General features: G+C 46.3%; 26 protein-coding genes. 17 read left to right on the top strand and 9 right to left on the bottom strand.

Going from position 1 to position 24,477, the window contains the following annotated elements; genetic code table 11:
- The first annotated feature begins 90 nt into the window (after window positions 1–90).
- The 16 genes from EFA47_RS17135 (at window position 91) to EFA47_RS17060 (ending at window position 15,821) form a co-directional block, all read left to right on the top strand.
- The gene (locus tag EFA47_RS17135) at window positions 91–768 is read left to right on the top strand and encodes a response regulator transcription factor (protein ID WP_087162309.1); all 678 of its coding nucleotides are present in this window, start codon (window positions 91–93) and stop codon (window positions 766–768) included.
- Window positions 749–2,182 (top strand): sensor histidine kinase, encoded by a 1,434-nt coding sequence (locus EFA47_RS17130; protein ID WP_204248858.1) that lies wholly within the window; start codon window positions 749–751, stop codon window positions 2,180–2,182. Before EFA47_RS17135 ends, EFA47_RS17130 begins: the two co-directional genes overlap by 20 nt.
- A gap of 76 nt (window positions 2,183–2,258) precedes the next feature.
- Window positions 2,259–2,939 carry a response regulator transcription factor gene (locus EFA47_RS17125; protein ID WP_087162308.1) on the top strand — a complete coding sequence of 227 codons (681 nt, stop codon included), beginning with the start codon at window positions 2,259–2,261 and terminating at the stop codon, window positions 2,937–2,939.
- Window positions 2,927–4,117: a HAMP domain-containing sensor histidine kinase gene (locus tag EFA47_RS17120; RefSeq protein ID WP_087162307.1), complete on the top strand. Its 1,191-nt coding sequence runs from the start codon at window positions 2,927–2,929 to the stop codon at window positions 4,115–4,117. The genes EFA47_RS17125 and EFA47_RS17120 overlap by 13 nt, the downstream gene beginning before the upstream one ends.
- Before the next feature lie 69 nt (window positions 4,118–4,186).
- Complete coding sequence (locus EFA47_RS17115) at window positions 4,187–5,065, top strand: ABC transporter ATP-binding protein (RefSeq protein ID WP_087162306.1); 879 nt, start codon at window positions 4,187–4,189, stop codon at window positions 5,063–5,065.
- Complete coding sequence (locus tag EFA47_RS17110; RefSeq protein WP_087162305.1) at window positions 5,066–6,460, top strand: ABC transporter permease; 1,395 nt, start codon at window positions 5,066–5,068, stop codon at window positions 6,458–6,460.
- Window positions 6,393–7,034, top strand: coding sequence for a hypothetical protein (locus EFA47_RS17105; protein WP_122644318.1), 642 nt, complete (start codon window positions 6,393–6,395; stop codon window positions 7,032–7,034). Before EFA47_RS17110 ends, EFA47_RS17105 begins: the two co-directional genes overlap by 68 nt.
- Before the next feature lie 211 nt (window positions 7,035–7,245).
- Window positions 7,246–8,583: an ABC transporter permease gene (locus EFA47_RS17100; RefSeq protein WP_087162303.1), complete on the top strand. Its 1,338-nt coding sequence runs from the start codon at window positions 7,246–7,248 to the stop codon at window positions 8,581–8,583.
- A gap of 15 nt (window positions 8,584–8,598) precedes the next feature.
- Complete coding sequence (locus EFA47_RS17095; RefSeq protein WP_122644317.1) at window positions 8,599–9,873, top strand: ABC transporter permease; 1,275 nt, start codon at window positions 8,599–8,601, stop codon at window positions 9,871–9,873.
- Between the two features lie 16 nt (window positions 9,874–9,889).
- Complete coding sequence (locus EFA47_RS17090; protein ID WP_087162301.1) at window positions 9,890–11,164, top strand: ABC transporter permease; 1,275 nt, start codon at window positions 9,890–9,892, stop codon at window positions 11,162–11,164.
- A 12-nt stretch (window positions 11,165–11,176) separates the two neighbouring features.
- Window positions 11,177–12,466 carry an ABC transporter permease gene (locus EFA47_RS17085; RefSeq protein WP_122644316.1) on the top strand — a complete coding sequence of 430 codons (1,290 nt, stop codon included), beginning with the start codon at window positions 11,177–11,179 and terminating at the stop codon, window positions 12,464–12,466.
- Window positions 12,467–12,478: 12 nt separating this feature from the next.
- On the top strand, window positions 12,479–13,744 hold the full coding sequence (locus EFA47_RS17080) for an ABC transporter permease (RefSeq protein WP_087162299.1): 1,266 nt from the start codon (window positions 12,479–12,481) through the stop codon (window positions 13,742–13,744).
- A gap of 29 nt (window positions 13,745–13,773) precedes the next feature.
- Window positions 13,774–14,451 (top strand): ABC transporter ATP-binding protein, encoded by a 678-nt coding sequence (locus EFA47_RS17075; RefSeq protein WP_087162298.1) that lies wholly within the window; start codon window positions 13,774–13,776, stop codon window positions 14,449–14,451.
- Window positions 14,451–14,864 (top strand): hypothetical protein, encoded by a 414-nt coding sequence (locus EFA47_RS17070; RefSeq protein WP_015573194.1) that lies wholly within the window; start codon window positions 14,451–14,453, stop codon window positions 14,862–14,864. Before EFA47_RS17075 ends, EFA47_RS17070 begins: the two co-directional genes overlap by 1 nt.
- A 29-nt stretch (window positions 14,865–14,893) precedes the next feature.
- Window positions 14,894–15,418 (top strand): hypothetical protein, encoded by a 525-nt coding sequence (locus tag EFA47_RS17065; RefSeq protein WP_087162297.1) that lies wholly within the window; start codon window positions 14,894–14,896, stop codon window positions 15,416–15,418.
- Entirely contained in the window at window positions 15,411–15,821 is a 411-nt protein-coding gene (locus EFA47_RS17060) for a winged helix-turn-helix domain-containing protein (protein ID WP_087162296.1), read from the top strand. Before EFA47_RS17065 ends, EFA47_RS17060 begins: the two co-directional genes overlap by 8 nt.
- Window positions 15,822–15,895: 74 nt before the next feature.
- On the opposite strand, the gene EFA47_RS17055 is transcribed toward EFA47_RS17060, so the two are convergent.
- The gene (locus EFA47_RS17055; RefSeq protein WP_087162295.1) at window positions 15,896–16,210 is read right to left on the bottom strand and encodes a type II toxin-antitoxin system RelE/ParE family toxin; all 315 of its coding nucleotides are present in this window, start codon (window positions 16,208–16,210) and stop codon (window positions 15,896–15,898) included.
- Complete coding sequence (locus tag EFA47_RS17050; protein ID WP_015573205.1) at window positions 16,191–16,463, bottom strand: type II toxin-antitoxin system Phd/YefM family antitoxin; 273 nt, start codon at window positions 16,461–16,463, stop codon at window positions 16,191–16,193. Before EFA47_RS17050 ends, EFA47_RS17055 begins: the two co-directional genes overlap by 20 nt.
- 236 nt (window positions 16,464–16,699) lie before the next feature.
- Here EFA47_RS17050 and EFA47_RS17045 point away from each other — a divergent pair, with 236 nt between their 5' ends.
- Window positions 16,700–17,215 carry a helix-turn-helix domain-containing protein gene (locus tag EFA47_RS17045; RefSeq protein ID WP_122644315.1) on the top strand — a complete coding sequence of 172 codons (516 nt, stop codon included), beginning with the start codon at window positions 16,700–16,702 and terminating at the stop codon, window positions 17,213–17,215.
- 59 nt (window positions 17,216–17,274) lie between these two features.
- Here the strand turns inward: EFA47_RS17045 and EFA47_RS17040 are convergent, their stop codons facing one another.
- The 7 genes from EFA47_RS17040 to EFA47_RS17010 all read right to left on the bottom strand — a co-directional run bounded on the left by EFA47_RS17040 (window position 17,275) and on the right by EFA47_RS17010 (window position 24,389).
- On the bottom strand, window positions 17,275–17,712 hold the full coding sequence (locus tag EFA47_RS17040) for a hypothetical protein (RefSeq protein ID WP_087162281.1): 438 nt from the start codon (window positions 17,710–17,712) through the stop codon (window positions 17,275–17,277).
- Between the two features lie 17 nt (window positions 17,713–17,729).
- Window positions 17,730–18,413 carry a hypothetical protein gene (locus EFA47_RS17035; RefSeq protein WP_087162280.1) on the bottom strand — a complete coding sequence of 228 codons (684 nt, stop codon included), beginning with the start codon at window positions 18,411–18,413 and terminating at the stop codon, window positions 17,730–17,732.
- A 20-nt stretch (window positions 18,414–18,433) separates the two neighbouring features.
- Complete coding sequence (locus EFA47_RS17030; RefSeq protein ID WP_122644314.1) at window positions 18,434–19,009, bottom strand: sigma-70 family RNA polymerase sigma factor; 576 nt, start codon at window positions 19,007–19,009, stop codon at window positions 18,434–18,436.
- A 15-nt stretch (window positions 19,010–19,024) separates the two neighbouring features.
- A complete protein-coding gene (locus EFA47_RS17025) occupies window positions 19,025–19,438 on the bottom strand; it encodes a DUF3268 family zinc-finger domain-containing protein (RefSeq protein WP_122644313.1) in 414 nt (137 codons plus the stop codon).
- Between the two features lie 163 nt (window positions 19,439–19,601).
- Entirely contained in the window at window positions 19,602–19,880 is a 279-nt protein-coding gene (locus EFA47_RS17020) for a hypothetical protein (protein WP_122644312.1), read from the bottom strand.
- A gap of 62 nt (window positions 19,881–19,942) precedes the next feature.
- Window positions 19,943–20,305: a hypothetical protein gene (locus EFA47_RS17015; RefSeq protein WP_087202365.1), complete on the bottom strand. Its 363-nt coding sequence runs from the start codon at window positions 20,303–20,305 to the stop codon at window positions 19,943–19,945.
- 67 nt (window positions 20,306–20,372) lie between these two features.
- The gene (locus EFA47_RS17010) at window positions 20,373–24,389 is read right to left on the bottom strand and encodes a VaFE repeat-containing surface-anchored protein (protein WP_122644311.1); all 4,017 of its coding nucleotides are present in this window, start codon (window positions 24,387–24,389) and stop codon (window positions 20,373–20,375) included.
- Between the last annotated feature and the right edge of the window lie 88 nt (window positions 24,390–24,477).

The raw sequence follows: 24,477 nt of genomic DNA, 5'->3' as shown, positions 1-24,477 counted from the left end.
AAGTTTAAAATCCGTATGAAAAATCGGGGAACTCCACCAAAACTCCATCTTTGTATGATACACTGTTGTCCAAATAGCGGAGGTGCTGTTATGGCAAAGACAATTTTGATTATAGAAGATGAAGCATCCATCCAGAACATTGTCCGGGCGTTCCTGGAGGGTGCAGGATATACAGTATATGCCGCCGGTGATGGTTTGGAAGGGATTGAGATATTCCGAAGATGCAATCCGGACCTGGTGCTGCTGGATCTGATGCTGCCGAAGATTGACGGGTTTGCAGTCTGCGAGATCCTGCGGAAAGAAAGCCTGACGCCGATCATCATGCTGACGGCACGGGACGATGACGCCAGCCAGATGAAGGGCTTTGATGTCCTGGCAGATGACTATATTATCAAGCCCTTTTCCATGCCTCTTGTCCTGCGCCGGATTGAAGCGGTGCTGCGACGGACGGAACAGGGAATTGAGGAGGACCCCTCTGTGATCCGGTATAAAGAGATTACATTGGACACGGAAAATTATGAGGTGCTGGTAGGAACGGATGAGGTATCTCTCACCAGCCGGGAGTTTGAGATCCTGAAGCTGCTTTTGGAAAATCCGGGAAAAGTGTTTTCCAGGGAGAGTCTTCTGGACAGCGTATGGGGATATGAGTATTATGGCGATCAGAAGATCGTGAATACGCATATCAAGAATATCCGTAAGAAACTGGGTGTGGATTATATCGAGACAATCAGAGGAGTGGGATATAGAATTGAAAAAGAAAATCAGTGAAAGTGTCCAGGCGAAGACCTTTCTGAGTATGCTGGCATTGCTGCTGGCCTGCTGTATCATCATATATGCTGTGGTAATGGTCTTCCTGCCGAAAAATTACCAGACGGAACTGGAAAGCCAGGCGACTTCCGACTTTTACAGGCTGATGGAGACACTGGAAAGAAGCGGATGGGAGGAAGGCTCAGAGGAAATACTGGCATTTTCCATGAAAAATAATGCTACGGTGCGGATCACCGACACGGATGGAAGCGATGTGTTCTCTGTAAATTATGCAGATCCGGAGAATTGGGAAGAGACAGACAGAACCATGAGCTGTTCTGCTACCTTTCAGGAAGGATGGCAGACGTACCAGGTTTCTGCGGATATTTCCCTGGTTGCGGTATCCCAGTCCTATGAAATCCTTTTAAAGCTCATCCCGCTGATTGCGGTGGTGATCCTGCTGATCTCTGTTCTTGCGGCGCTGGTCTGCTCCAGATATTTCTCCAGGCCGCTGATCCATATTTGCAGTGTGGCAAAGCGGATGACCAGCCTGGATATGACTTGGAAATGTGAGGTAAAGCAAAGGGATGAGATCGGCGTTCTTGCGGACAGCTTAAATGAGATGTCGGAGCGCCTGAACAATGCACTTGTCAGCCTTCAGGACGCAAACGAGCAGCTGCAGAAAGATATTGAACGGGAACGGGAACAGGAAAAACAGAGGATTGATTTCTTTACCGCTGTTTCCCATGAGCTGAAGACGCCCATAGCCATTATCAAGGGTGAACTGGAGGGAATGATCTACCAGGTTGGGGAATACAAAGACCGGGATGCCTATCTGCGTCACTGTATGAAAACCGTCAATGACATGGAGCGGATCGTTAAAGACATCCTATCCGCAGCCAGGATGGGCGGCAGCGATTTCAAGTTGGAACGCACGGACCTGGATATCAGCCGGATGCTGCAGAAAGCCTGTCGCAAAGTCATGGGACGGATAGAGGATAAGGAAATGGAGCTGCGCCAGGATATCCAGCCGGACTTTCATTATGAAGGCGACGGGCGGCTGATTGAAAAAGTCTTCTCCAATGTCATCAGCAATGCGGCGGCGTATTCCCCGGTAGGTGCTGTGATAACTGTGTCATTACAAAATGGCGTGTTTTCTGTGGAAAACTCAGGCGTCCACATAGCGGAGGAAGATTTAAAACAAATCTTTACTCCCTTTTATCGGGTAGATAAATCCCGCAATCGGAACAGTGGCGGCAGCGGTTTGGGACTGTATATCACAAAAACGATACTCGACCATCACGGTATCCCTCATAAAATGGAGAATACAGAAAATGGTGTGCGGTTTACTGCTATCTTCTCAGAGGCAGCAATACAAGAGCAGTCTTCTGATTGTATGCCATCTGGTGGTATGAAGATTTTAACCTCAGATTGATTGAAAAGTTTGACCGAAAATTGACTTTTTCATGTTATATAGGATGTATAATCTATCAAAAATGGAAGGATACAGAATGGAACAAAACTACAAACTTTTGATTGTAGATGATGAGCAATCTATATTAGATATGTTGAAGCTCCAACTTGAGTTTGAAAATTATACCGTTTATACTGCGGCTAATGCAAAAGACGCTTTAGAAAATCTTTCTCATTCCCCGGATATTATCTTACTTGATATTAACATGGCGGGAATGAATGGGCTTGACTTGTGTGCGTCTATCCGAGAATTTGTAACAGTCCCTATTATCTTTCTTACTGCGAGAGTTTCTGAACAAGACAAAGTAAATGGTCTTATGGTTGGCGGGGACGATTATATTACTAAGCCTTTTTCCATGAATGAGCTGTTAGCAAGACTATCTGCTCATTTGCGTAGAGAACAGAGAAGTCGTGTGCGGACAAAAACGAAATTCTCAGAAGAACTCGTAATTGATTATTCAGATAGAAGCCTTTTTATAAAGGGCAATCGGATAGAACTATCTAACAAAGAATTTGAGATTATTCAGTTATTATCAATGAACGCAGGACAAGTATTTGACCGTGAAAAGATATATGAAATAATTTGGGGCATTGATGGAGTTGGAGACAATGTGGTGATTAAAGAACATATACGGAGAATACGGTTAAAATTTGCTGAATACACAGAGAAATCCTACATTACAACTGTATGGGGAGTGGGATACAAATGGGAAAAATAAGAGAAGCATTTCAAAATATGACCTTAAAAAAAGCCTTGATAACATTGGCTGTCATGTGTCTTGGAGTTGTCTGTATATTAACAGTTATTACTATTTTAAAGTTTTCAGACATCAGACAAGAAATATTGGACAGCCGACCTATTTATGTTTCTGAATATACAGTCGAAGATTATGCCTCAGATAATAGTGTAACGCTGGTTAATCCGAAAGAATTTCGCTTTGAACCGTTATCAGGAGAAAATTTAGTTTACTATTGGATCATTACAGTTTTTATGGTTGCCTTACCTGTGATATATGTCATTGCCGGTTCTATTGTTATGGCTAAATTGTACTATAAGTTAAAAATACAGAAACCTCTGATGAGTTTAAATAATGGTGTTGAACATATCTCGGAGCAGGATTTGGACTTTAAAATAGAATATACTTCTAATGATGAACTGGGGAAATTATGTAATGCATTTGAATGTATGAAAAAGGAAATCTATACAAGCAACCGTAAAATGTGGAATATGCTGCAGGAAAGAAAGGCTCTTACTGCTTCCGTATCGCACGATTTGCGGACACCTATTACCGTAATCAATGGCTATCTTGATTATCTTGATAAGGTAAATCATAAACAAATAATCACAGAGGAAGCTCTGCGCTCTACGCTAAAACAAATGAAAGGGGCTGTGCAGCGTTTAGAAAGATATGTAGAGTGTGTGAAAGATATACAGAAAATCGAAGATGTAGAAATTAAAAAGGAATACTTTAACTTGAAAGAGTATATCACGAACACTGTAAATGACTTTTCTCTTTTGGCGAAAAAATATGGTCGAGTATTGGAGTATCAAAACCAGATAAAAACAGAAAGCATATGTAGCGATAAAGATATGTTATCAAAAATTCTTGAAAATATTTTTGATAATGCTTTGCGCTTTTCAGAGAAAGTAATTTACTTTTCTATAACAGAAAAGAATAATTGTATCTGCTTTACAGTTTATGATGACGGAAAAGGGTTTTCAAAGGATGAATTAAAATATGCCACTACATTTTTTTATAGTTCTCCGACAAATAAGGGCAACTTTGGTATTGGGCTGTCCATCTGCAAAATCCTTTGCGAAAGACTCGATTGTGTCTTATCATTGGAAAACATAGCCGATCATGGAGCCAGTATTACAGTTCAAGTAAAAAAATAATGAGTTTTTCTAAAAATTGACTTTTCTATGAAATAATCTCCTTACAGATAATGAAAGGAGATTTTTTTTATGGAAATTAAGATTGAACATTTAAACAAAAGTTATGGAAAACGAACAGTTCTTAATGATATTTGCCTTCATATTCCTGTTGGTATGTATGGGTTGTTAGGAGAAAACGGTGCAGGAAAAACGACTTTAATGCGTATTCTTTCAACAATGTTAGAACCAACAAGCGGGGATATAAAAATGAATGGCGTGGATATAAAAGATAAAAAGAATATACGAAAGATCATAGGTTATCTCCCGCAGGAGTTTTCTGTATATCCTAATATGAGCGTTTATTCTGCTTTGGATTATTTGGGGATTTTAGCAGAGCTTCCTAAAAAAATGCGCAAAGAACGCATCGATTACTTATTAAAACAAGTTAATTTGGAGCAGGAAAAAAATAAGCGTTTTAAAAATCTTTCCGGTGGTATGAAGCGACGCTTTGGAATAGCTCAAGCATTATTGAACAATCCTAAAGTTTTGATTATTGATGAACCGACGGTGGGTCTTGACCCAGAAGAAAGGTTACGCTTTTACAATCTTCTTTCTGAATTAGCGGTAAATAGAATTATTTTACTATCAACACATATTGCTGCGGATATTGAAGCAACTTGTTCAAATGTTGCTGTATTATGTGCAGGTAAAGTTGTTTTTGAGGGCGATACGGAAGCTTTATTAAAGATAGGCAATGGGAAAATATATACCGTTTCATTCCCGCAAGATGAACTTGAAGATTTTAAAAATCACTACAATATTATCAGTATTCATCAAAACGGTAAGGATATTTCATGTAGATTATTTTCTGATGAAAAACAAAACAAATCATGGAGTGTATGCGAAACAACGATTGAGGACAGTTACATGTATCTGCTTTCAGAACATAGAGCGGGGGAGGGAAAATAAATGCTGTTTATTAAGGAATTAAAAAAAATATGTTTTAGTATTGTATATATACTTTTCATTGGATTACTTCTGCTTAGCTGGCATGAAAATTTTTATGGAGTAACAAGTAAAGAAATACAAGCGTCCAATGGAGCCGAAGCGTCTATTACTTCACAGATAACGGGAGGATCTATTTTAGCCAAACCAGAACAAGGGGCAGATAATTATGGTTTGATAAAAAAAGAAGTACCAGATAAAATTATGTGCGGCGGAACAGATATGTTAATTATTGAGTATTTGAACAATTCTTATGCCACATATCCTTTTAATTATTATAAGGAAGTAATTTTAAGTACAGAAGAACAAAAAGAAATTTTATCCATTATTGAAGAAATCACAGGTTTATCCGAAGAACAGATAAAAAATCTTCCAGATGATTACTTTCCGTCCGTTAATGGAAATATTATCCATATGGGAGGAGATGCTGCACAAAATCAAGATGGTAGTTTTAGTTTTTCGACGGAGAATAGCGATACTTTACAAGAGGAAGAAGATTATACAAAGCATTTTGTAGCACAGGTTTCATATGAAAGATTTAAAGAACTTATGTCACAAGCAGAGGAAATAATCGGAGATGGTTCTTACTATTCTATGGATATGCTATTGGAATACTACGGACAAGCAGAAATGACCTATGATGAAGCTATCAATGAGTATAATAAAACGATTTATGATGATAAGGTTAGCATCGCTTTTGCAAGGCTGTTTTGTGATTACATGACAAGAGTTTTAGGGTTATATCCTATTTTTATCGTTGTTGTTTTCTGGTTAAAAGACAGAAGGAATAAAATGAATGAATTAATAAACAGCAAACAAATAGAAACGGTAAAACTCATTACTGTTCGAACTTTGGCTATTTTAACAGCGGTAATACTTCCAGTTATTATTTTGAGCTTTGAGTCGCTGATACCACTTATGGAATACTCTGCCGAAACAGGTATTGCAATAGACGCATTTGCATTTATTAAATACATTTTATGGTGGTTACTTCCTACTGTAATAGTTGTCACTGGTTTGGGAACATTTTTGACAATTTTAACAACTACGCCTATTGCGATATTGGTGCAGTTCATCTGGTGGTTTATTGACTCTGCTATCACGGGGCTTTCTGGGGATACCCGATTATACACTTTAATGATACGTCATAATTCGCTGAATGGAGCAGAACTTATCCAACGAGATTTTAACATCATTTGGCTTAATAGAGGGTTAATGATGTTTGTATCGATTGTTCTGATCTATTTGTCAATAGTAATTTATAACAAGAAACGAGGTGGAAAACTGGATTATGCTTATTTCATACAAAAGCATTTTGGAATTTTTAAAGAGAGACTTCGGACTCGTTTTCAGAAATAGTTTATTGCTGACTGCAATTTACTTTCTACTCATTCCTGCTATTAGAGGTATATCAAATTTAAATCACATACAATCGGTACAATGTTTTTCACAATCAGTTGCCTTGATGGGGATAATTATACTTGTTCCTATTACTCAATATGAATTAGATATGAGTATAAAAGAAATTGTTTGCACAAAAACATGGTCGTATTTAAAAAGTGTAATTATTCGTTTGTTCTGTGGATTTGCAATTATATCTGTCGCAATTATTGGGTTTGCATTGATTATGCAAAGTCGGAACTGTATGTTTCCATTTTGGACATATGTAATCTCCACGATACTTTATGCGGGATTTATGGGAACTGCAGGAATTTTGTTTTCACAAATAGGAAGCAATATAGGAGCCGGTTATCTAACAGCTTTAGGATATTGGTCACTCTGTCAGCTTCAAATTATATCAGAGAATAATGTGGTTTCTTTATTCCCCATTGTAGCTGGTAATTTTGAAATACAAAAACTGATTATTCTAATAGGGGTTCTTGTAATTATGATTTTGGGAACTGTTTTATCAATAATAAAAATTAATCATTAGTTAAGGCTTGCTGTTAGTAGATAATACGTGAGAAAGTTATTTTACAAAACCGAGAGGTTATCTATATGGAAGCCTCTCGGTTTTTGGCCCTTTTCTAACTCCACCAAAAGAACATCTCAACTCCACCTAAACTCCACCTTTCTTATGTATCCTTAGAATGTTCACTTACACATGGACAATAGAACAACATAAGAAATGAGGTGACAGAAAAATGAATTTGTGTAAACGGGCTTTCCTATATTCCACACGGAAGAAAGGAAAGACTCTTACGCTGCTTGCGTTCCTACTGGTCATGGCAACACTGATGCTGACCTGTTTTTCCATCCAGTCTGCCACAGAAACGGCTAATTCCAACATCAAAAAGGCTCTTCTGGGATACTTCACAATCAATGGAAAACAGCTGGAGGGCGGGATCACAGAGGAGGTACGGGAGCAGATCCTGGGGATTGACGGACTGAGCGGCAGGTACACGCTCCGCTCTTACTCCTACGCGGAATATTGTGATGCACAGGGGAACCCACTTGCGATCAACACGGAGGAGGCTGCCCAGATACCGGAAGGCTATGAACACGCTGGAAAGATTGTGGCAAATTCAAACTCCCAGGATGACAGCTACTTTACGGAAGGCGGGTTTGAACTGACACAGGGCGAACCGATTACCACGGAGGGCGGAAACCAGGTGTTGATCCATGAGAAATTTGCACAGAGAAACGGGCTGAGTGTAGGGGATACGATGCTGCTGAAGGATGTGGAGGGGAAGAATCGTACCATTCTAGTAACGGTGGCCGGGATCTTTACCAATACCAAAGAACAGGACTCTATCGGCATTGCACCGTCCTATGATCTCTACGACAATATTGTATTTACAGACCTGTCCACAGCCGCCAGCCTGCTCTATGGAACAGAAGACGGAGCAAGTGTACAGTATGGGGATTTTTATGTGGATAATCCGGATGAGCTTGAGCGCATCATGGATGAGGTAAAGGATATTCCGGGTGTAGCATGGGAGGACTGTACGCTCACACGCTATGACAACGACTACCAGAACGCAAAGGAGTCCTTGGAAGGCCTGCAGAATATCGTGTTTATTGCCATTGCGGTGGTATCTGTGATCTGCTTCCTGGTGCTGGCACTATTCCTGACGCTGCGGCTGAGGGGACGCATCCATGAAACCGGTATCTATCTGGCGATGGGAATCTCAAAAGGCTCGGTTTTGTTGCAGTATCTGCTGGAGGTGGTTCTTGTGGCGGCCATCGCCCTTGTAATCTCCTTTGGCACCAGCACCGTCATTTCCCATCAGATCGGGAGCAGCCTGCTCTCTCAGGTAACAAGCGAAACCTATGAAACGGTGGACTTGACAGGGGAAAACGAAGCTGCGGAAGAATCTACCAAGGATTTGAACCTTGCCGAGATTGAGGTGGCTGTTTCAGGGGAAGATTACGCTATGGTGTGGGCTTTTGGCATGTCGCTTTGTGTGGCCTCTACTGCACTGGCGGCCTATCCCATTATGAAGATGAAACCTAAGAGTATCTTGTCGCAGATGAGTTAAGGAGGTGCAGGCGATATGAATTTAGGACTACGGGCAATTTTATATACCGTGCGGAAATGGAAAAAGACCTTGCTGGTGTTCTTCCTGCTTCTGGCCATTACTACTCTGGTGCTGTCCGGGCTGGCGATTGCCGACGCCCAGAAGGAACAGGCCGAGAAGGTTCGAGGAACCACCGGAGCCAGCTTTACCGTGGAACGTAATTTATCTACGGGTGGTTGGTCAAATGGTAGCGGCGGTTCATATAGCACTCAGGAATTTATATCTGAGGATGTGATTAAGGAAATTGCGTCTGTGGATGGAATCGCTGGCTATGATGCTTCTCTTATTGTACATGAAGATTTCTTTAATGAAGATGGCGAGGCATTGAAAACAGAAAGATACGGTTTTTATTCTTATGGTTCTTATAATTCCGAGTACAACGCTATGTTCTTATCGGGAAGATTTGAACTGGTAGAGGGTTCTCATATAACCGAAGATATGAAAAACGGACTTATCATCAGCCGGGACCTTGCTGATTGGAATGGGTTAGAAATTGGAGATACCTTGACAGGGATTTATTATTCTGAAAGCAACACTCCGGCTGTGGATATGGAAATTGTGGGTATTTTTGATATTGTCGCTGACAAAGACGATGCGGTGAATCTGTATGATAATGCCTCCTATTTCGACTATTCAAACTACACCTTTTGCAGTATGGAAGCAGCGGAAGGGTTGCTTGAGGGTTGGGGCGACGAAAACGAAGGTATTTCCGAAGCCTATTTCTATGTCTCTGACGCTGCTCAGTTAGATAGCGTGATTGAAGAAGTGCAAAAGATTTCCTCTATCAACTGGAACAACTTTAACATCACTACCAATGATGAGGTATATCAGAATATTTCCAGCGCCCTCTCTGATACCGAAACCCTGATTACCACCCTCATTGTTGTTATTACCGCTGTGAGCATGGTGCTTATTACCCTGATTCTCTCCATGTCCATTCGCAGTCGGAAACGGGAAACAGGCATTTTGCTGGCGGTGGGTATCGCCAAGCCTGCGGTCATTCTCCAATATGTGCTGGAAACCCTACTGATCGCGGCGGTGGCCTTTCCGCTGGCCTACCTATCCAGCAAGCAGGTTGCCGGTGCCCTGGGTACGCTGTTCGGCAAGGCGGCGGAGAATGTCATCGTCACACCGGAGCATTTCATGCTGGTGGCTATCGTGGGCGGTATCCTGCTGGTGGCGGCGGTGCTGGTGTCCAGTATTTCAGCCTTGCGGTTAAAGCCCAGGCAGATTTTGTCGCAGATGGAGTAAAGGAGGGAGAAATGATATGAATTTAGGACTACGGGCAATTTTATATACGGTCCGTAAATGGAAAAAGACGCTGCTGGTATTCTGTCTTATTTTATCGATCAGCACCCTGGTACTGTCAGGGCTTGCTATTGCAGATGCACAGGAGGAGCAGACGGAGGAAGTCAGGGGAACCACTGGAGCCAGCTTCACCGTTCAGAGGGACATATCCACAGGCGGCTGGTCAAGCGGAAGCGGCGGTTCATACAGCACCCAGGAATTTATGACAGAGGATATGATCCGGGAGATTGCCTCGGTGGACGGCATCCAGGGGTATGACGCTTCCCTGATTACTCTTCCTAACATATTCGACGATCAGGGAAAAGAATTGACTCATGAAAATTATAGCTTTTATAACTATGGATCCTATAACTCCCAGTACCATGAGTTGTTTTTGTCTGGTCGGTTTGAGCTGGTGGAAGGAACCCATATCACTGACGATATGACTAACAGTATTATTATCAGCCGGGAACTTGCAGAGTGGAACCATTTGAAACTTGGAGATACACTAACTGGGATTTATTATCCAGAGAATAATACCCCAGCAGTGGATATGGAAATCGTAGGCATCTTTGATGTGGTGGCAGATAAAGAGGATCAACTCAATATGTATGATGACTCCTCTTATTACGATTATTCCAGCTTTGTATTTTGCAGTATGGACGCAGCGGAAGGATTGATAAAGGGCTGGGGAGAGGACGGTGATGGGATTTCCGAAGCCTATTTCTATGTTACGGATGCCGCCCAGTTAGATAATGTAATTAAAGAAGTGCAGGACATCTCATCAATTAACTGGAACAACTATAAGATTACTTCTAATGATGAGGTATACCAGAATATCTCCAGCGCACTTTCTGATACAGGCACCTTAATCACCACGCTGATCGTCGTGATTACAGTTGTAAGTATGGTATTGATCACGCTTATCCTTTTCATGTCTGTCAGAAGCCGTAAAAGAGAGACTGGAATTTTATTGGCAGTGGGAATTGCAAAGCCGGCAGTCGTTCTGCAGTACCTGCTGGAAACATTGCTGATTGCTGTACCAGCCTTCCCTCTGGCTTATGTATGCAGTCGGCAGGTTGCGGGTGCCCTGGGAACACTGTTTGGGAAAACAGCAGAAAACGTGATTGTCACGCCAGAGCATTTTATGTTGGTGACTATTGCAGGGTGTATCCTGCTGATCATGGCAGTGCTGCTGTCTGGGATTCCGGCGATGCGTTTGAAACCGAGACAGATCTTATCCCAGATGGAATAAAGGAGACGAAATATGAAGCACAAAACGAATTTAGGAATACGGGCATTTTTATATACAGCTCGGAAATGGAAGAAGTCACTACTTTTGTTCTGCTTACTGCTGTCCATTACGACACTTGTATTATCTGGGCTGGCGATTGCAGACGCGCAGGAAGAACAAACGGAAGAACTGCGGGGGGTGACAGGGGCCAGCTTCACCGTGGAACGAAATCTATCCACGGGTGGTTGGGCCAGCGGCAATGGTGGTTCTTATAGCACACAGGAATTTATCACGGACGAAATGCTTCAGGAAATTTCTTCTGTAGATGGGGTTGCAGGATATGATGCGGCGCTTGTCGCTATGCCGGGTTATTATAATGAAGCTGGCGAAGCACTTGTTAATGGAAATGTTATCAATAGTTATTATACCTATGGTTCAATAAATACTGAATACAATCAACTTTTTTCATCCGGAAGATTTGAGCTAGTAGAAGGTTCGCATATTACAGAAAATGTAAAAAACGGTCTTATCATTAGTAAAGAAAACGCTGAACGGAATGGTTTAAAAATAGGCGATAAAATTAGAGGAATCAATGATCCGAATAATAACGATCCAGAAGTTGACATGGAGATCGTAGGATTTTTTGATGTCGTTGCCGATAAAGAGGATGAGGCTGATATGTATGATGCTGCTACGCTATGGGATTATGCTGATTATGCTTTTTGCAGCTTTAATGCGATGAAAGAAATGGCCGTTAATTATGAAGATGGGAATAAACTTACAGAGGCGCATTTCTTCGTGGAAGACGCAGCACAGTTGGATAACGTGATAGCCGAGGTACAGAACATATCCTCGATTAACTGGGATCACTTTATCATTTCTGCCAATGACGAGGTGTACCAGAATATTTCCAGCGCACTCTCTGATACCAATACTTTGGTAACAACGCTTATTGTAGTCATTACGGTAGTGAGTATGGTACTGATCACGCTGATTCTCTCCATGTCCATCCACAGCCGAAAGAGAGAAACCGGCATCCTGCTGGCAGTAGGTATTGCTAAATCTGCGGTGATTCTCCAATATGTGCTGGAAACGCTTCTGATCGCAGTGGTTGCCTTTCCGCTGGCCTACCTCTCCAGCAAGCAGGTGGCTGGCACCCTGGGTACGCTGTTTGGCAAGGCATCAGAAAGTGTAATCGTTCTGCCAGAGCATATTTTGTTGGTGACTATTGCAGGGTGTATCCTGCTGATCATGGCAGTGCTGCTGTCTGGGATTCCGGCGATGCGGCTGAAGCCGAGACAGATCTTATCCCAGATGGAATAAAGGAGACGAGATATGAACCACAAAACAAATTTAGGAATACGAGCGGTTTTACATACCGCCAGAAAGTGGAAAAAGACGCTATTACTATTTTTCCTGCTTGTTTTTATCGTAACTTTGGTGTTGTCAGGGATGGCGATTGCAGATGCACAAGAAGAACAGTCGGAAGAACTGCGGGGCGTGACAGGTGCCAGTTTTACCGTCAATGCCAACAATGGCTATACCTTACAGCCTGTCACAGATGAGATGATTGAGGAGATTGCTGCGATTTACGGTGTGGAAGCCTATAACACTTCTCATTGGACAATCGTAAATCTCTATAATCAAGATACTTTGATGAAAGGGACAGATGAACGGGAATATGTAGCAGACCTCTTTTATGGAACAGGCTGCTTTGATTCGGAGTATTCTCCACTGTTTCTTAGTGGAGCCTTGCGTTTAACAGAAGGCCGCCATGTAACGGAGGGTAATAGTGGAATTATTTTGTACGAAGGCTTGGCTGAGAAATATGGACTGTCTATTGGTGATACCCTGGAAGTAAAAAATGGAAATCCGGATGATCCTCTGGTTGAGTGCCAGATTGCGGGCTTGTTTGAGGTCATTGCGGATGATAATGACGAACAGGCAACGATGGCAAGGCCCTCGACCTTTTATGATTATGAGGAATATGTCTTTGTAGATATGGATACCATGTCCGCTATCTCTGCACCCTATACGGCAAGCGAAGGGAATGGGATTACTTCCGTAGATTTCTTCGTTTCTGACGCGGCGAAGTTGGAGAGCATTGTTCAGGAAGTCCAGAACAACACCTCCATCGACTGGAACTCCTACTACATCACGGTAAACAACGAAGTATATGAGCGTATTTCCAGCTCTCTCTCGGATACCACCACTTTAGTTACAACACTGATTGTAATGATTACCGTGGTAAGCATGGTACTGATCATCCTGATCCTTTCCATGTCTATCCGAAGCCGGAAACGGGAAATCGGTATTCTGCTGGCAGTGGGAATTGAAAAGTACGCAGTCCTATTGCAGCAAATGCTGGAGATCTGCCTGGTGGCTATCGTGGCATTTCCTCTGGCATATCTGGCAAGCCGGGAAATGGCGGGGACTCTAGGCACACTGTTTGGAAAGGCGGCTGAGAACGTCATTGTTACGCCCCATCATTTTGTTCTGGTCACAGCTGCCGGAGCGGGCTTGCTTATCATAGCGGTACTGGTGTCGTGTATCCCGGTCATGCGGATGAAACCGAAGGCTATTTTGTCACAGATGGAGTAAAGAAATAGAAATGAAACGAGGTAAACAGTATGAGCATCATGGAAGTAAAAAACGTAGGTTATACCTATGACAACCGAAGAAAAGTATTGCGTGGTATAAATGTCCAGATGGAGCAGGGAAAGCTCTATGCAATCCTTGGCCCGTCCGGCTGTGGGAAGACTACGCTTTTGTCCCTAATCGGCGGCCTGGATAGCCCGACCAGCGGGCAGATCTTATTCGAGGACCAGGATATTGCGAAGACAGGGCTTTCCGACCACCGGAAGAATCATGTGTCTTTCATTTTCCAGGCATACAACCTGATCGACTATCTGAATCCAAAGGAAAATGTAGCCCTCACCTCCAAGCTGCCGCCGCTTCCCATCCTGGAGCGGCTGGGGCTGACAAAAGAAGAGGCAAAGCGCAACGTATTGAAACTCTCCGGCGGACAGCAGCAGCGTGTGGCTATCGCACGGGCTCTGGCCAGTGAGGCGCCGGTCATTCTTGCCGATGAGCCTACCGGAAATCTGGATGAGGATACTGCACGGGATATTACGGAGATCCTCAAAGAAAGCGCCCACAAGATGAATAAGTGTGTGGTCGTAGTTACACACTCGAATGAGCTGGCGAAGCAGGCAGATGTGATATGCAGGCTGAAACGGGGAGAACTCCAGGTTCTGGACCGGATATCGGACACACCGAAGGCACGGAATGGAAGGAGGGGAAGGTAATGAGACGGATTTCATCCCCTGGATCCATCCATAAGGGAAAAATGCTTTCTGCAGTGTTTTACATCCTCGCACTGATCCTGCTAGTTACAGCGGTAACGGCATTGGCCGCCTGCCACAAGAATATTTCCCTGCAGTTGGAGCAGGGCGTTCCCGTAGCCGGAAATGAACTGGCAATCGTGAATCTTTATTTATCCAGTTGTGTGCAGTATTTTGCGCTTTCAGCAATCCTGATCTTTTGCGGATATGTGCTTCCGAGAGTTGCTGCGCAAAAGCTGGATTTACAGCCGGAAGCATCGTCTCCCATGCTTAACGGGCCAATAGAGGCTGTGTCTGAAGAAGTAGACGGCTCCAGGCAGGAAACGGAAGATACTGATTTTGAGGAATGGGGATTTAAAGAAAGGGAGCCGGAATGATCCATGCAGGCAGGAGGAGGGGATAAACAATGAAGACTGAGAAAGATGACAGGAAAGTAGAGAAAAGTTATCTGATCGAAAACTGGCTTACATTAAATAAGACGCCTTTTTCCCAGTGGAAAACAGAGACGCAGCATAAGAATCTCCTGTTGATGTGCCTGGAGATCTTTGAGGAAATGGAAACGGAGCTTCGCAAAGAAAAGATTCCCGTAAAAATGGATTTTCGGGAAATCGCAGAGGATAAAGAGATTTTGTGTACCTGCCAGGTACAGGCAGCTGTCTGTGCGCTTTTCTATGTATTGGTATGCGAAATACATCCGGTACAGGTCCTTTTCTCAGGAAAAGACCAAACACTGTCCTTCACAGCAACAGGCGGTACAGGAGAAACGGAAAGAAAGGCAGACAGTGAAAGGCTGGGAACAAGCAGATGGCTGGCGCTTCAGTATCTGCAATTCGTGGGATATGACGTGAAGATTTCCAGAAGCGGGAAAAAGGAGCTGATATCCGTAACATTTCAGACGGCGGGGAAGGCGGTACGAAACAGGTATGATTGAGCTGGTACTTCGCACGACAGAAAGTTCCGGTCTGGTGAAGGAACAGATCCTGGCAAGACTGGATGGAGGTCAGGCATTGCCGGAGGCAGATTCGGTTCTTGAGTATTCCGGACTCTGTATTGACTCACTCCGCCACCAGGCATCTTATCAGGGGCAAGGAATTTCTCTGACAGAGAATTACGAATTTCACACCCTGGCGTACCTTGCCAGTCAGCCAGGGAGAGTCTTCACGAAAGAGCAAATCTACCAGGCAGTCTGGAAGGAGGAACCTGTGGATGTAAGCAGTGCGGTGTTCTGCATCATCGGAAATATTCGCCAGAAGTTGCGGAAGGTTACAAAGAAAGAATATATCCAGACGGTGTGGGGAGTTGGATACAAATTTGTGGATGTCCCAGGGGAGTGAGCCCCTGAAAAGCGCGACTGTATAACCAAGTGCCCCGGTCTGTCTCATGGAATGAGAAGATCGGGGCACTGATTTTAAAGCTGTTCTTTCCAATTCCGGCGGTTATACAAAATCCGTCGAACTTCCATAATGTTTCCAATCACCACATAGAAAACGGTGAAGTTCCGCACCTGGATGCGATAATATGGATATTGACGTTCTCGTGCCGAGTGAAAAGGCTCGAAGGATTCTGCACAGGGAAGCCTTTCTAAAATGGCTGTTTCCACATCGTCCACCAGTCGTTCTGCTGCAGCGGGATTTCTCAGCCGATAGGTAATGTAGTCTACGATTTCATTGAGGTCATCTTCAAATAGAGGGAGAAACCGCAGGTCATAATGCTTTTCGTTCACGGATGCGCCTCCTCACCCGACCAAAAACCTCGTCGGCAGAATAGCGTGTGTCAGAGAGGTCAGCGGCGCGGTCCGCTTCATCCAACGCCAGCTCCACATCATTCGTCAGTTCTTCGTATTGCTCCAGACTGAGCAGAACCATAGAACCGTAACCGTTTTTGGTAAGAAAAACCGGTTCACCTTTGGACAGGACATCCTCTTCAACTTCAGAAAAGCGATTGCGCAGATCTGAAACAGGACGAATATTGAGCATAGTATCGCCTCCTTTATGGCGTTATTTTATCATAATTTTATCACAAAAGCAAGAAACTTATTCGTTGACTGCGATTCCTTTATCTTAAAGTGTAGCAGGAAGAATACTTATTTGGTATATTTGAGGTATCAATAGATTAACATTTGTAGTAATAATGGAAATGTTAATTTGTGTTGCTTGTGGCAACGGTGCTTTTGATATTTAATAGTTGTATCAAAACAAAGGAGGCACAGGTTATGCTGAATGAAAATATTAAAAATCTCCGAAAGGCAAAAGGATTATCGCAAGAAGAACTTGCCGTAAAACTGAATGTAGTAAGGCAGACGGTATCGAAATGGGAAAAAGGTCTATCGGTTCCTGACTCAAATATGCTCATTTCGTTAGCAGACGAACTGGATACTTCAGTAAGTATACTGTTAGGAGAAACCGTACAGGAGCCATGTGTGAATGAGTTGGATCTCAAAAGTATTTCTGAGAAACTGGAAAAAATTAACCTCCAATTTGCTAAAAGAAGTAAGATGAGGATTCAGACAATCCGCTATCTGCTTTTTGCGTTGTGTGCGGTTATCATAGTCGTATTTGTTGCTTTTGCAGCTATGCAGAGCGAATATTTGAACTGGGATTACAATGATCCGGAGCTTGCAGTTGCAGGGACCATCCTGCATGGCGTTGAATTTTTGTTCGTAAGACTGGCGCCATTCGCCCTTATTGCCTCTATCATCGGGATTATCTTCACCTATAAAAACAGATAGCTTATCACGCTAAAAAGTGTCCTGTACACCTGATTGATCCCAGTTGTACAGGACATTTTTTATTCTTCTGCAGCTACTTCTATCAGTTCTTCGTAACCAATCAGCGCCGGATCGCGAAACGCTTTTCCTGAATTTTCTTCCAGCGTGCGTTCTTTCTTAAAATAGAGCCGATAACTGTGGCCAGCCAGAAGCCGGGTATTTTTTTCCAGGCTGAAGCGGTATTCTTTTCCGTCCGTAGTACGGAACAGCACCTGCTGGTTTCGGGTGAGGGGCGATTTCTCCCGCTTAACACAGGTGGCTTCCAGGATCAGGTAGTCTTCCGTCTTGATGGTACGATATAAAAGAAGGAAGCGGATGATGCAGCACACTCCAAGAAGCAGGCTCATGACCAGCAGGATGGTATCCTTCTGGGACAGGGCATAAACGCCTCCAAACAGGACACAGAAAAGGCCGACTGCACAGATGGCAGCCAGCCGGGTAAATAATGGTTTCGGCATAGGGTTCTCCTTTCGGATCAAATCTTCTGGAACAGGATCTTCTGGTTCAGGTACAGGTTGCTGACCGCCTGCAGGATGGGATACTGGGCGTGGGTGATCTGCACGGTATCCGTAAGGATGCTGCAGGTGTCTTCCGGCGAGGTGTAGAGCTTCTCCAGGATATCCTCTTCCTTCCGGATCAGGATGCCTCGCTCCATACTGAGCAGCAGCTCTGCCGTGGACAGGGGCGCTTTCCCGGCAAGAGCCAGGACTTCCCGCTCCGTGGGCGTACATTTTGTCTTGCGCAGGAGCCGTGGGATGTCTTTCAGCTGTACCTGCCCTTTGGTGTAGAGCAGGAACACACTGGCAAGCCGGGGAAGAAAACGGTCCTCGACGGGCGTGATGGTCAGCGTTCCCAGAAGCCGGTACAGGGCATCCACGGCGCTTACTCCCATCCCTTTTACCAGAAGCCCCCGCAGGAGCAGACGGTTCAGGTAATGGGACAGCGGCAGGGAGATGGACTGGCCGGAGTCTGCACAGTTTTTTTCAAACAGACGCTCCAGTTCCGGATAGGTCAGGATCTGGAAGGCCAGGCAGCTCCACACCAGAAGCTCTTCTTTGGACATCCCGTATTCCTTCTGATTATTGATCACATGGGGGACCGGTTTCCCGTTCACATTTACAAACTGAAGACTGCCGACAGCGGTATAGAGCGTAAGCATAATTGTTCCTCCTTTATCGTTCAGGATAACAGAGCGCACAGCGCTGCATCCTGCTGTAAAAATCTGCGGGCTTTGCTCTGCCAGGCCCGGATGTGGTTGGAAGGCACCTGGTAGTGAGCGGACAGCTCCTTAGCCGAGTAACCCTCAAGCTGGAAGCAGAGGGCCTCAATGCCTTTTTGGATGGTGCTGCACTGGGAGGCTTTGAGCGTCTCCAGATAAGCACCTGCCGCCGTATCTTTCAGTGCCAGGGGCGCTGCATCCGGCATTGCTTCCTGCTCCTGGCCAATCTGCAGGGCCGGCATAGCATCCAGCAGGTCTTCCTGCAGCGGGCAGAAAAGATCTTTTCCCCGGATTTCGTGACGCCAGGAGTCATAAATGGCATTGCGGATAGCAGCTGCAGCGTATGGAGTGAAGGGGAACCCTTCCCCGCAGGAGACGGCTGCCCGGCACAGGGCCAGGTATCCGATCTGGCAAAGTTCCTGCCGCTGCTCGCTGGTTAAAGGGCTTCCGTTTGTCAGTGAGCGGATGATCTTTGGGACCAGATCCATATGATCTTCCGCCAGCTGCTTCTGGGCGGGTGTCATGGGCTTTAACATCGCATTTCCCTCCTTTCAGCCTGCCGCCTTGAGGCGGGGCCGCTGGTGTGCCAGAAGTTTTTTGGACTCCCGGATCACCTGGTCACACATATAGTTCCCGAACATCCCGATGTGTGCCTGCTCATCGGAGAGACAGAACTTGTCTGCCAGCCAGTGATAGGCGTCGGGACGGCTTAAGATTCCCCTCAGCCAGATCTGGTCAAAGATCTGATGTGCCAGCATCCGTTTCTTCCGAAGCTCCTGGTCTGCCAGCGTGCCTTTGGGGATCCGGGTTCCGGGATGGACTCCTACATAGGCGTCGCACCTGGGGTAGTTGCTGCATACATAAACCTTGCCGCCATAGGACTTCTCCCCATAGACGAAGGAAGCGTCCCGAAGGACAGCAGTGCCGCCGCAGTATGGGCAGCGGATGGATTTCTTCTGTTTCATAGTCTGTTCACCTCAATTTCATACGTATGGCATAAGTACGGCATACGTTTATCATTCTCTACGTATTGCTTACTTATAGTGTAAGGATAAAGGTGACAGATGCCCATAGGATGAGCGCGGAAACTGGTCCCAGATCCGGACCAAATGGCACGTTTCACCATTTTTACGGCCAGTCAGAGTAAAAAATGGCCTTGATCAGCGGAAACAGGCCGCTGTCCGTGAAGCGCTCATAGTTGACCGGTGTGAAGATGAATCCGGCGCAGAAGATACGCACCAGAAACAGGATCACCAGAACCTTGCAGACCAGGTACAGCCGCATGGTGCGGGGCGTCCAGGGCTTTGTGGGGCTGAACTTCCGGTACAGGATATACAGCATGGGGAGAAAGATCAGGGTGGTAAATGCCCTGTCGATCCAGCAGATAATCAGAATCAGATAACTCATGTGATGCTCCTCCTTTCGTTTTCTTACTTATCCCATACGTAGAAGCCCCGCAAAACGCAACTTTACCAGTCATAGCAGGCTGCCTCCTGGAGACGCAGCAGTGCCTCCGGAAGACAGGGGGCTTCAAGCAGCCCTTCTTTTTCCAGATAGGGCCGGTACAGGGAGGTAAACTGCTCCATGGTCAATGCGCCGGCGCACTCGGTGGGCTCCGGAAGCCGGGCGAAAAGAAGCCTGGCATCCCTCATGGGGAGGACACAGGGTTTCCCCTCCGGATCCGGATGATACAAAAAGTCCGGCTGCCTGCAGTATCCCGGAGTTTTGCAGGAAACGCAGCGCACATATACGCACTGGTGCCAGTTCCCTTCGCAACAGTCCAGGAAATGGCGGATATGCTTGGCGTCCGCCGTACAGTGGGTTCGTTCCATATCTGTCACCTTCCATAGAAACAGGCGGTTCAGTAATAGGAACCGCCTGTTAGAGTCAATGTGTGGGTTACTGGTTATCCTTCTGTTTCCGTCTGCGCAGATACAGGAAGGTCAGTGTCCCGGCAAGGACAAGAGCGCCTGCCCCGATGCCAAGGTAAAGAAGGATCGGTGCATCATCCCCAGTCTTGACCGGATTAGAAACGGAAGGTGTTTCCGTCGGTTCTTCCGGTACTTCCGGAGGATTTTCGGAAAGATGCACGGTCTGTCCCTCATCATCAATATCCTTGTGAGAGCAGATCTCCCGCTGTGTCCCGTCTGCATCTACATAGTAGAGGGTTTCAAAGACAACCAGGGATTTTCCTGCAAGGGAGCTGCCGTCTAAGGTAAATACAACCTCTACGGAGCCGCTGCGCTCTTCCGGTGTAAATGCGGTTTCAGCCGTGACCGGATTGCCGTCAAGAAGCAGTTCTTCCCCGGTTTCCTGATCCATCAGCACGCCCTTTAAGAGATAGGATGCCCCGGGAATCAGGTTTTCATAGGAAACCGTATCCTTGATGGTTACCTCGCTGTCGGCCAGGATCTCCTGATCCCCGTCCTCCCCGTCCGTGGCAGAGGTGCCGATCTGCGGGAAGTAGATACTTTGCGGATCGGAAGAAATATCCCTGTGGGACGCAACCACCTGATCTTTATAAAGGATCTCCTCGAAGACCACCAGGGTTTTTCCGGCCAGTGCCTCTGCATTAAAGGTAAAGGTCAGCTCGGTGGTTCCGGAAGTCTCCTCCGGGGTAAATTCTGCTTCAGCCGTCACGGGCTTCTCATCGATCAGCAGCTCTTCGCCGGTTTCCTGATCCATCAGCGTGCCGCGGATCGTGAAGGTTTCCCCGGCAAAAAGGTTCGTATATTCGGCTGTATCCGTAATGGATGCTTCCGCCTTTGCAAGTCCGGTCTGGTTTCCAAGCTCCGGATTTGCTGCAGTGGTGCTGACAGAAGGCAGAACCAGTGTCTGCTCCGGTGAACTAAGATCCTGGTGGGAAGCGATTTCTTCCTCCCCATAATACAGGGATTCAAAGACAACCAGTGTCTTACCTGCCGCTTCCGTGGCGTTGAAAGTGAACTCCACATCCATGGTCCCTTCCGTGCTTTCCGGTGTAAAGGTCAGCTCAGAAGTCACGGTTTCCCCGTCAATCTCCAATGCTTCCCCGGTTTCTTTATCCATTAAGATGCCTTTAAGTGTCAGTTCCTCTCCCGGCTGGACATTGGAATAGGACACCGTATCAATGAGTGTTACCTCTTCATCTGCGTGAGCCATCTGAAGGCCGGTTTCGGAATCTTTCACCTGAGTACCGATCTCCGGGAAGAAGATGGACTGGTCCTGATCCTCGATATCGGCGTGAACAGCCATTTTCAGGTCATCCTGCCACAGTTCCTCGAAGCAGACCACGGTGGTTCCGCCAAGGCCCGTAGTGTCAAAGGTAAATTCCACTTCCACGCTGCCGGTAGATTTTTTAGCCGTAAAGGTCGTCTCTGCCGTTACCGGTTTCCCGTCGATCTCAAAGGGTTCCCCGGTTTCTTTGTTCATGAGCGTGCCGACCACCCGGTACTCCACGCCTTTTTTCAGCCCTTCATACTCAACCGTGTCCACAATCGTTACCTTATCATCCGGTTTTGCCATATGGGAGCCGCTTTCTTTATCCAGTGCAGTGGTGGCAATCTCCACCTTGTCATTGGTCAGCGTTCCCAGGTCGATGGTAACAGAGTCCCGGTATACTTCCACATCAAAGGTAAGAAGATTTCGGCCTTCATTGGCTTCACAGCGCTGCTCTTCGATGGTGTAAGTATCATAGATCAGGGCGCCCTTGGAATCATCCGGCTCGGAGGTGCCAAACCAGATGCCGTCTTCCGCAGTCTCACCCCGGTTGGTATTGGAGGTATGTTTGTTCCACTCTGCGGATGTGCTGGCATAACCGTTTTTATCTGTTACGATGGTATGGCTCTCGCCGGTTGTTTTGGACGTAATGGTAAACGGTACGCCTGCGAGACGGGACAGATCCCCGTCACTGACTTTAACAAGCTCCAGATCCCCACGGATGACTTGGTTTTCAATGGATGAGCCGGTTTCGGTCAGTTCCACGATCTTGCCGTTTTCTGTGATGTCAAATTCCAGGGAGATGCGGCCTTCATTCAGATACCCTTTGGGTGCTTTTGTCTCATCCACCCGGTAATGGCCGTAAGGCAGGGCATCTTTCGCAGTGGAAGCCAGCCCCTTCTCATCCGTCACAAGCGTCAGGACGATTTCCCCGTTTTCGTAGGTTTCCCCGTCCACGATCACCGGATTGGCATTTAAGCTGGTGATGGTAAATTCTGCGCCTTCCAAGGTAGCACCGCCCTGAGCGGCAGCTTCCCCGGTTTCGATGTCCCGTTTCTGCACTTTGACGCCGCCCCGGATGATCTGGTTTGAGATGGAACTGTCTTCTCCAGTCAGGTCCACCATTTCCCCGTTCTTAGAGATGGTAAACTCAGCGGAGAGGGTGCCTTCCCCTAAATAACCGGTGGGAGGCGTCACTTCATCTACACGGTAACTGCCGTAAGGCAGAGCGTCCGCAGCAGTGGATGCCAGTCCGGAGGCATCGGTCTTGATGGTCAGGACGACTTCACCCTTCTGATAGGTCTTCCCATCGACGACTACCGGGTTCTTATTTAATGAGGTGATGGCAAACTCTGCGCCTTCCAGTGTAGCGCCGCCCTGGGGCGTGGTGCCGCCGGTTTCCAGATCCCGTTTCTGTACTTTGACACCGCCCCGGATGACAGCATCCGGTACATCCGGCGCCTGGTAAGCAGAAACAGTTTCTTCAGTTCCGCTGCTGGAAATGGGTAGAACGAATACGGTATCATTGAGCTGGTAGCCCGCTGGCGCTTTGGTTTCCTGAATGGTCACAGTACCAAGAGGCACGCACAGCGTTTTCCCGTCGCTTGCGTAGTAGAACGCATCCCCGCTGACCTTGTATTCCTCCGTAAAGGAAATCTTCCCGTCTTCTCCTGTGCGGAATACCCAGGTGCGGGCAGGCTCACTGCCGTCTGCAGCCGGATCCGTATCGGAGATGGTGGTGTAGAACTTCACGGTAAACTCCGCATCCTTCAGGCTGGCAGCGCCCTGGGGAATGGCATCCTTTAAGTCTGCATCCAGCTTCTGAAGCACCAGGGAGAGCGGGTTGTTCTGGGGGATTTCCTTGACCTCTGTTTTTGCTGTCTCACCCGAAGAAACGGTCACATCATAGGCATTGGTATCCAGTGCGTATCCCGGAGACGGAGAAAGCTCTTTGATCGTGTAGCTGCCGACCTCAAGATCTCCGGATTTGGCATAGCCCTTTTCATCGGTGGTCAGTGTCTCTACCAGGTTATTTCCCTGATAAATGCCGTACTGGGCGCCTTTTAAGCTGTAATTGCCGTTCCCGTCAGAAACGGAGCTGTTTGCCGTGGATTTCTGGATCTCGATCCAGCCGTAGGGCTTTTCGTACCAGCATCCCGCTACGGTCTGATTGCTGTCAGATGGGATGATAAAGGCACGGAAGGAGTCCGGCGGCGCAGGCAGGCCCTGGATCGCATTGGCGATCTCCACCGCCTTATCAATGTAGCTTTGGGGCGCACCATAAAAGGCTCCGCTTCCGGCGTCATAATTGCTGTACACATAGGAAGCCACCAGATGACCGATTACGTAGCGGTCATTTTCAGACCAGCCGCTTAAATAGGTGCCGGCGATGTTCTGCTCTTCATAGCCGTAACCGCCGGGCAGGTAGTAGAGCGCCTTGCGAAGCGCAGAGTCTTTTCCCAGCAGGTCGTACTGATAGCTGCCCGCCGCCGGCGTTTTCTTCATGGGCTGGACACAGTAGGCCGTGCCGTTGTTATCCACAGACATCTTTGTGGTGTAGTAATCGCCATAAGAGATTAATTCACCGGTCTGGAAATTAAGGGTTCCATCCGCCGCATGGGCTGTCATGGGGCTTGTGATGGCTGTCCCCGCAAGGACGATGGCTGCCATCAGGAAAGCGAAACAGCGGCGGAGGATGTGGGTTTTGATTCGTTTCATAAGTCTCCTCCTTTTCAAAAGGTACAGGGGAATGAAAAAAGGAAGTGCCTGCCCTGCATCAGACACTCCCCATGGGTTGCTTTGGCAT

The sequence above is a fragment of the Luxibacter massiliensis genome (assembly GCF_900604355.1).
GTDB lineage: Bacteria > Bacillota > Clostridia > Lachnospirales > Lachnospiraceae > Luxibacter > Luxibacter massiliensis.
This window is presented reverse-complemented; position numbering and strand designations above follow the sequence as displayed.

What these genes read in the sequence shown, in the direction of transcription:
- EFA47_RS17090 (WP_087162301.1), top strand. Translation starts at nt 9,890, where the DNA reads ATGAATTTAGGACTACGGGCAATTTTATATACGGTCCGTAAATGGAAA.
- EFA47_RS17015 (WP_087202365.1), bottom strand. Translation starts at nt 20,305, where the DNA reads ATGGAACGAACCCACTGTACGGCGGACGCCAAGCATATCCGCCATTTC.
- EFA47_RS17050 (WP_015573205.1), bottom strand. Translation starts at nt 16,463, where the DNA reads ATGCTCAATATTCGTCCTGTTTCAGATCTGCGCAATCGCTTTTCTGAA.
- EFA47_RS17060 (WP_087162296.1), top strand. Translation starts at nt 15,411, where the DNA reads ATGATTGAGCTGGTACTTCGCACGACAGAAAGTTCCGGTCTGGTGAAG.
- EFA47_RS17105 (WP_122644318.1), top strand. Translation starts at nt 6,393, where the DNA reads ATGCTTATTTCATACAAAAGCATTTTGGAATTTTTAAAGAGAGACTTC.
- EFA47_RS17030 (WP_122644314.1), bottom strand. Translation starts at nt 19,009, where the DNA reads ATGTTAAAGCCCATGACACCCGCCCAGAAGCAGCTGGCGGAAGATCAT.
- EFA47_RS17095 (WP_122644317.1), top strand. Translation starts at nt 8,599, where the DNA reads ATGAATTTAGGACTACGGGCAATTTTATATACCGTGCGGAAATGGAAA.
- EFA47_RS17045 (WP_122644315.1), top strand. Translation starts at nt 16,700, where the DNA reads ATGCTGAATGAAAATATTAAAAATCTCCGAAAGGCAAAAGGATTATCG.
- EFA47_RS17065 (WP_087162297.1), top strand. Translation starts at nt 14,894, where the DNA reads ATGAAGACTGAGAAAGATGACAGGAAAGTAGAGAAAAGTTATCTGATC.
- EFA47_RS17020 (WP_122644312.1), bottom strand. Translation starts at nt 19,880, where the DNA reads ATGAGTTATCTGATTCTGATTATCTGCTGGATCGACAGGGCATTTACC.
- EFA47_RS17040 (WP_087162281.1), bottom strand. Translation starts at nt 17,712, where the DNA reads ATGCCGAAACCATTATTTACCCGGCTGGCTGCCATCTGTGCAGTCGGC.
- EFA47_RS17135 (WP_087162309.1), top strand. Translation starts at nt 91, where the DNA reads ATGGCAAAGACAATTTTGATTATAGAAGATGAAGCATCCATCCAGAAC.
- EFA47_RS17125 (WP_087162308.1), top strand. Translation starts at nt 2,259, where the DNA reads ATGGAACAAAACTACAAACTTTTGATTGTAGATGATGAGCAATCTATA.
- EFA47_RS17120 (WP_087162307.1), top strand. Translation starts at nt 2,927, where the DNA reads ATGGGAAAAATAAGAGAAGCATTTCAAAATATGACCTTAAAAAAAGCC.
- EFA47_RS17080 (WP_087162299.1), top strand. Translation starts at nt 12,479, where the DNA reads ATGAACCACAAAACAAATTTAGGAATACGAGCGGTTTTACATACCGCC.
- EFA47_RS17025 (WP_122644313.1), bottom strand. Translation starts at nt 19,438, where the DNA reads ATGAAACAGAAGAAATCCATCCGCTGCCCATACTGCGGCGGCACTGCT.
- EFA47_RS17115 (WP_087162306.1), top strand. Translation starts at nt 4,187, where the DNA reads ATGGAAATTAAGATTGAACATTTAAACAAAAGTTATGGAAAACGAACA.
- EFA47_RS17110 (WP_087162305.1), top strand. Translation starts at nt 5,066, where the DNA reads ATGCTGTTTATTAAGGAATTAAAAAAAATATGTTTTAGTATTGTATAT.
- EFA47_RS17010 (WP_122644311.1), bottom strand. Translation starts at nt 24,389, where the DNA reads ATGAAACGAATCAAAACCCACATCCTCCGCCGCTGTTTCGCTTTCCTG.
- EFA47_RS17100 (WP_087162303.1), top strand. Translation starts at nt 7,246, where the DNA reads ATGAATTTGTGTAAACGGGCTTTCCTATATTCCACACGGAAGAAAGGA.
- EFA47_RS17085 (WP_122644316.1), top strand. Translation starts at nt 11,177, where the DNA reads ATGAAGCACAAAACGAATTTAGGAATACGGGCATTTTTATATACAGCT.
- EFA47_RS17075 (WP_087162298.1), top strand. Translation starts at nt 13,774, where the DNA reads ATGAGCATCATGGAAGTAAAAAACGTAGGTTATACCTATGACAACCGA.
- EFA47_RS17035 (WP_087162280.1), bottom strand. Translation starts at nt 18,413, where the DNA reads ATGCTTACGCTCTATACCGCTGTCGGCAGTCTTCAGTTTGTAAATGTG.
- EFA47_RS17070 (WP_015573194.1), top strand. Translation starts at nt 14,451, where the DNA reads ATGAGACGGATTTCATCCCCTGGATCCATCCATAAGGGAAAAATGCTT.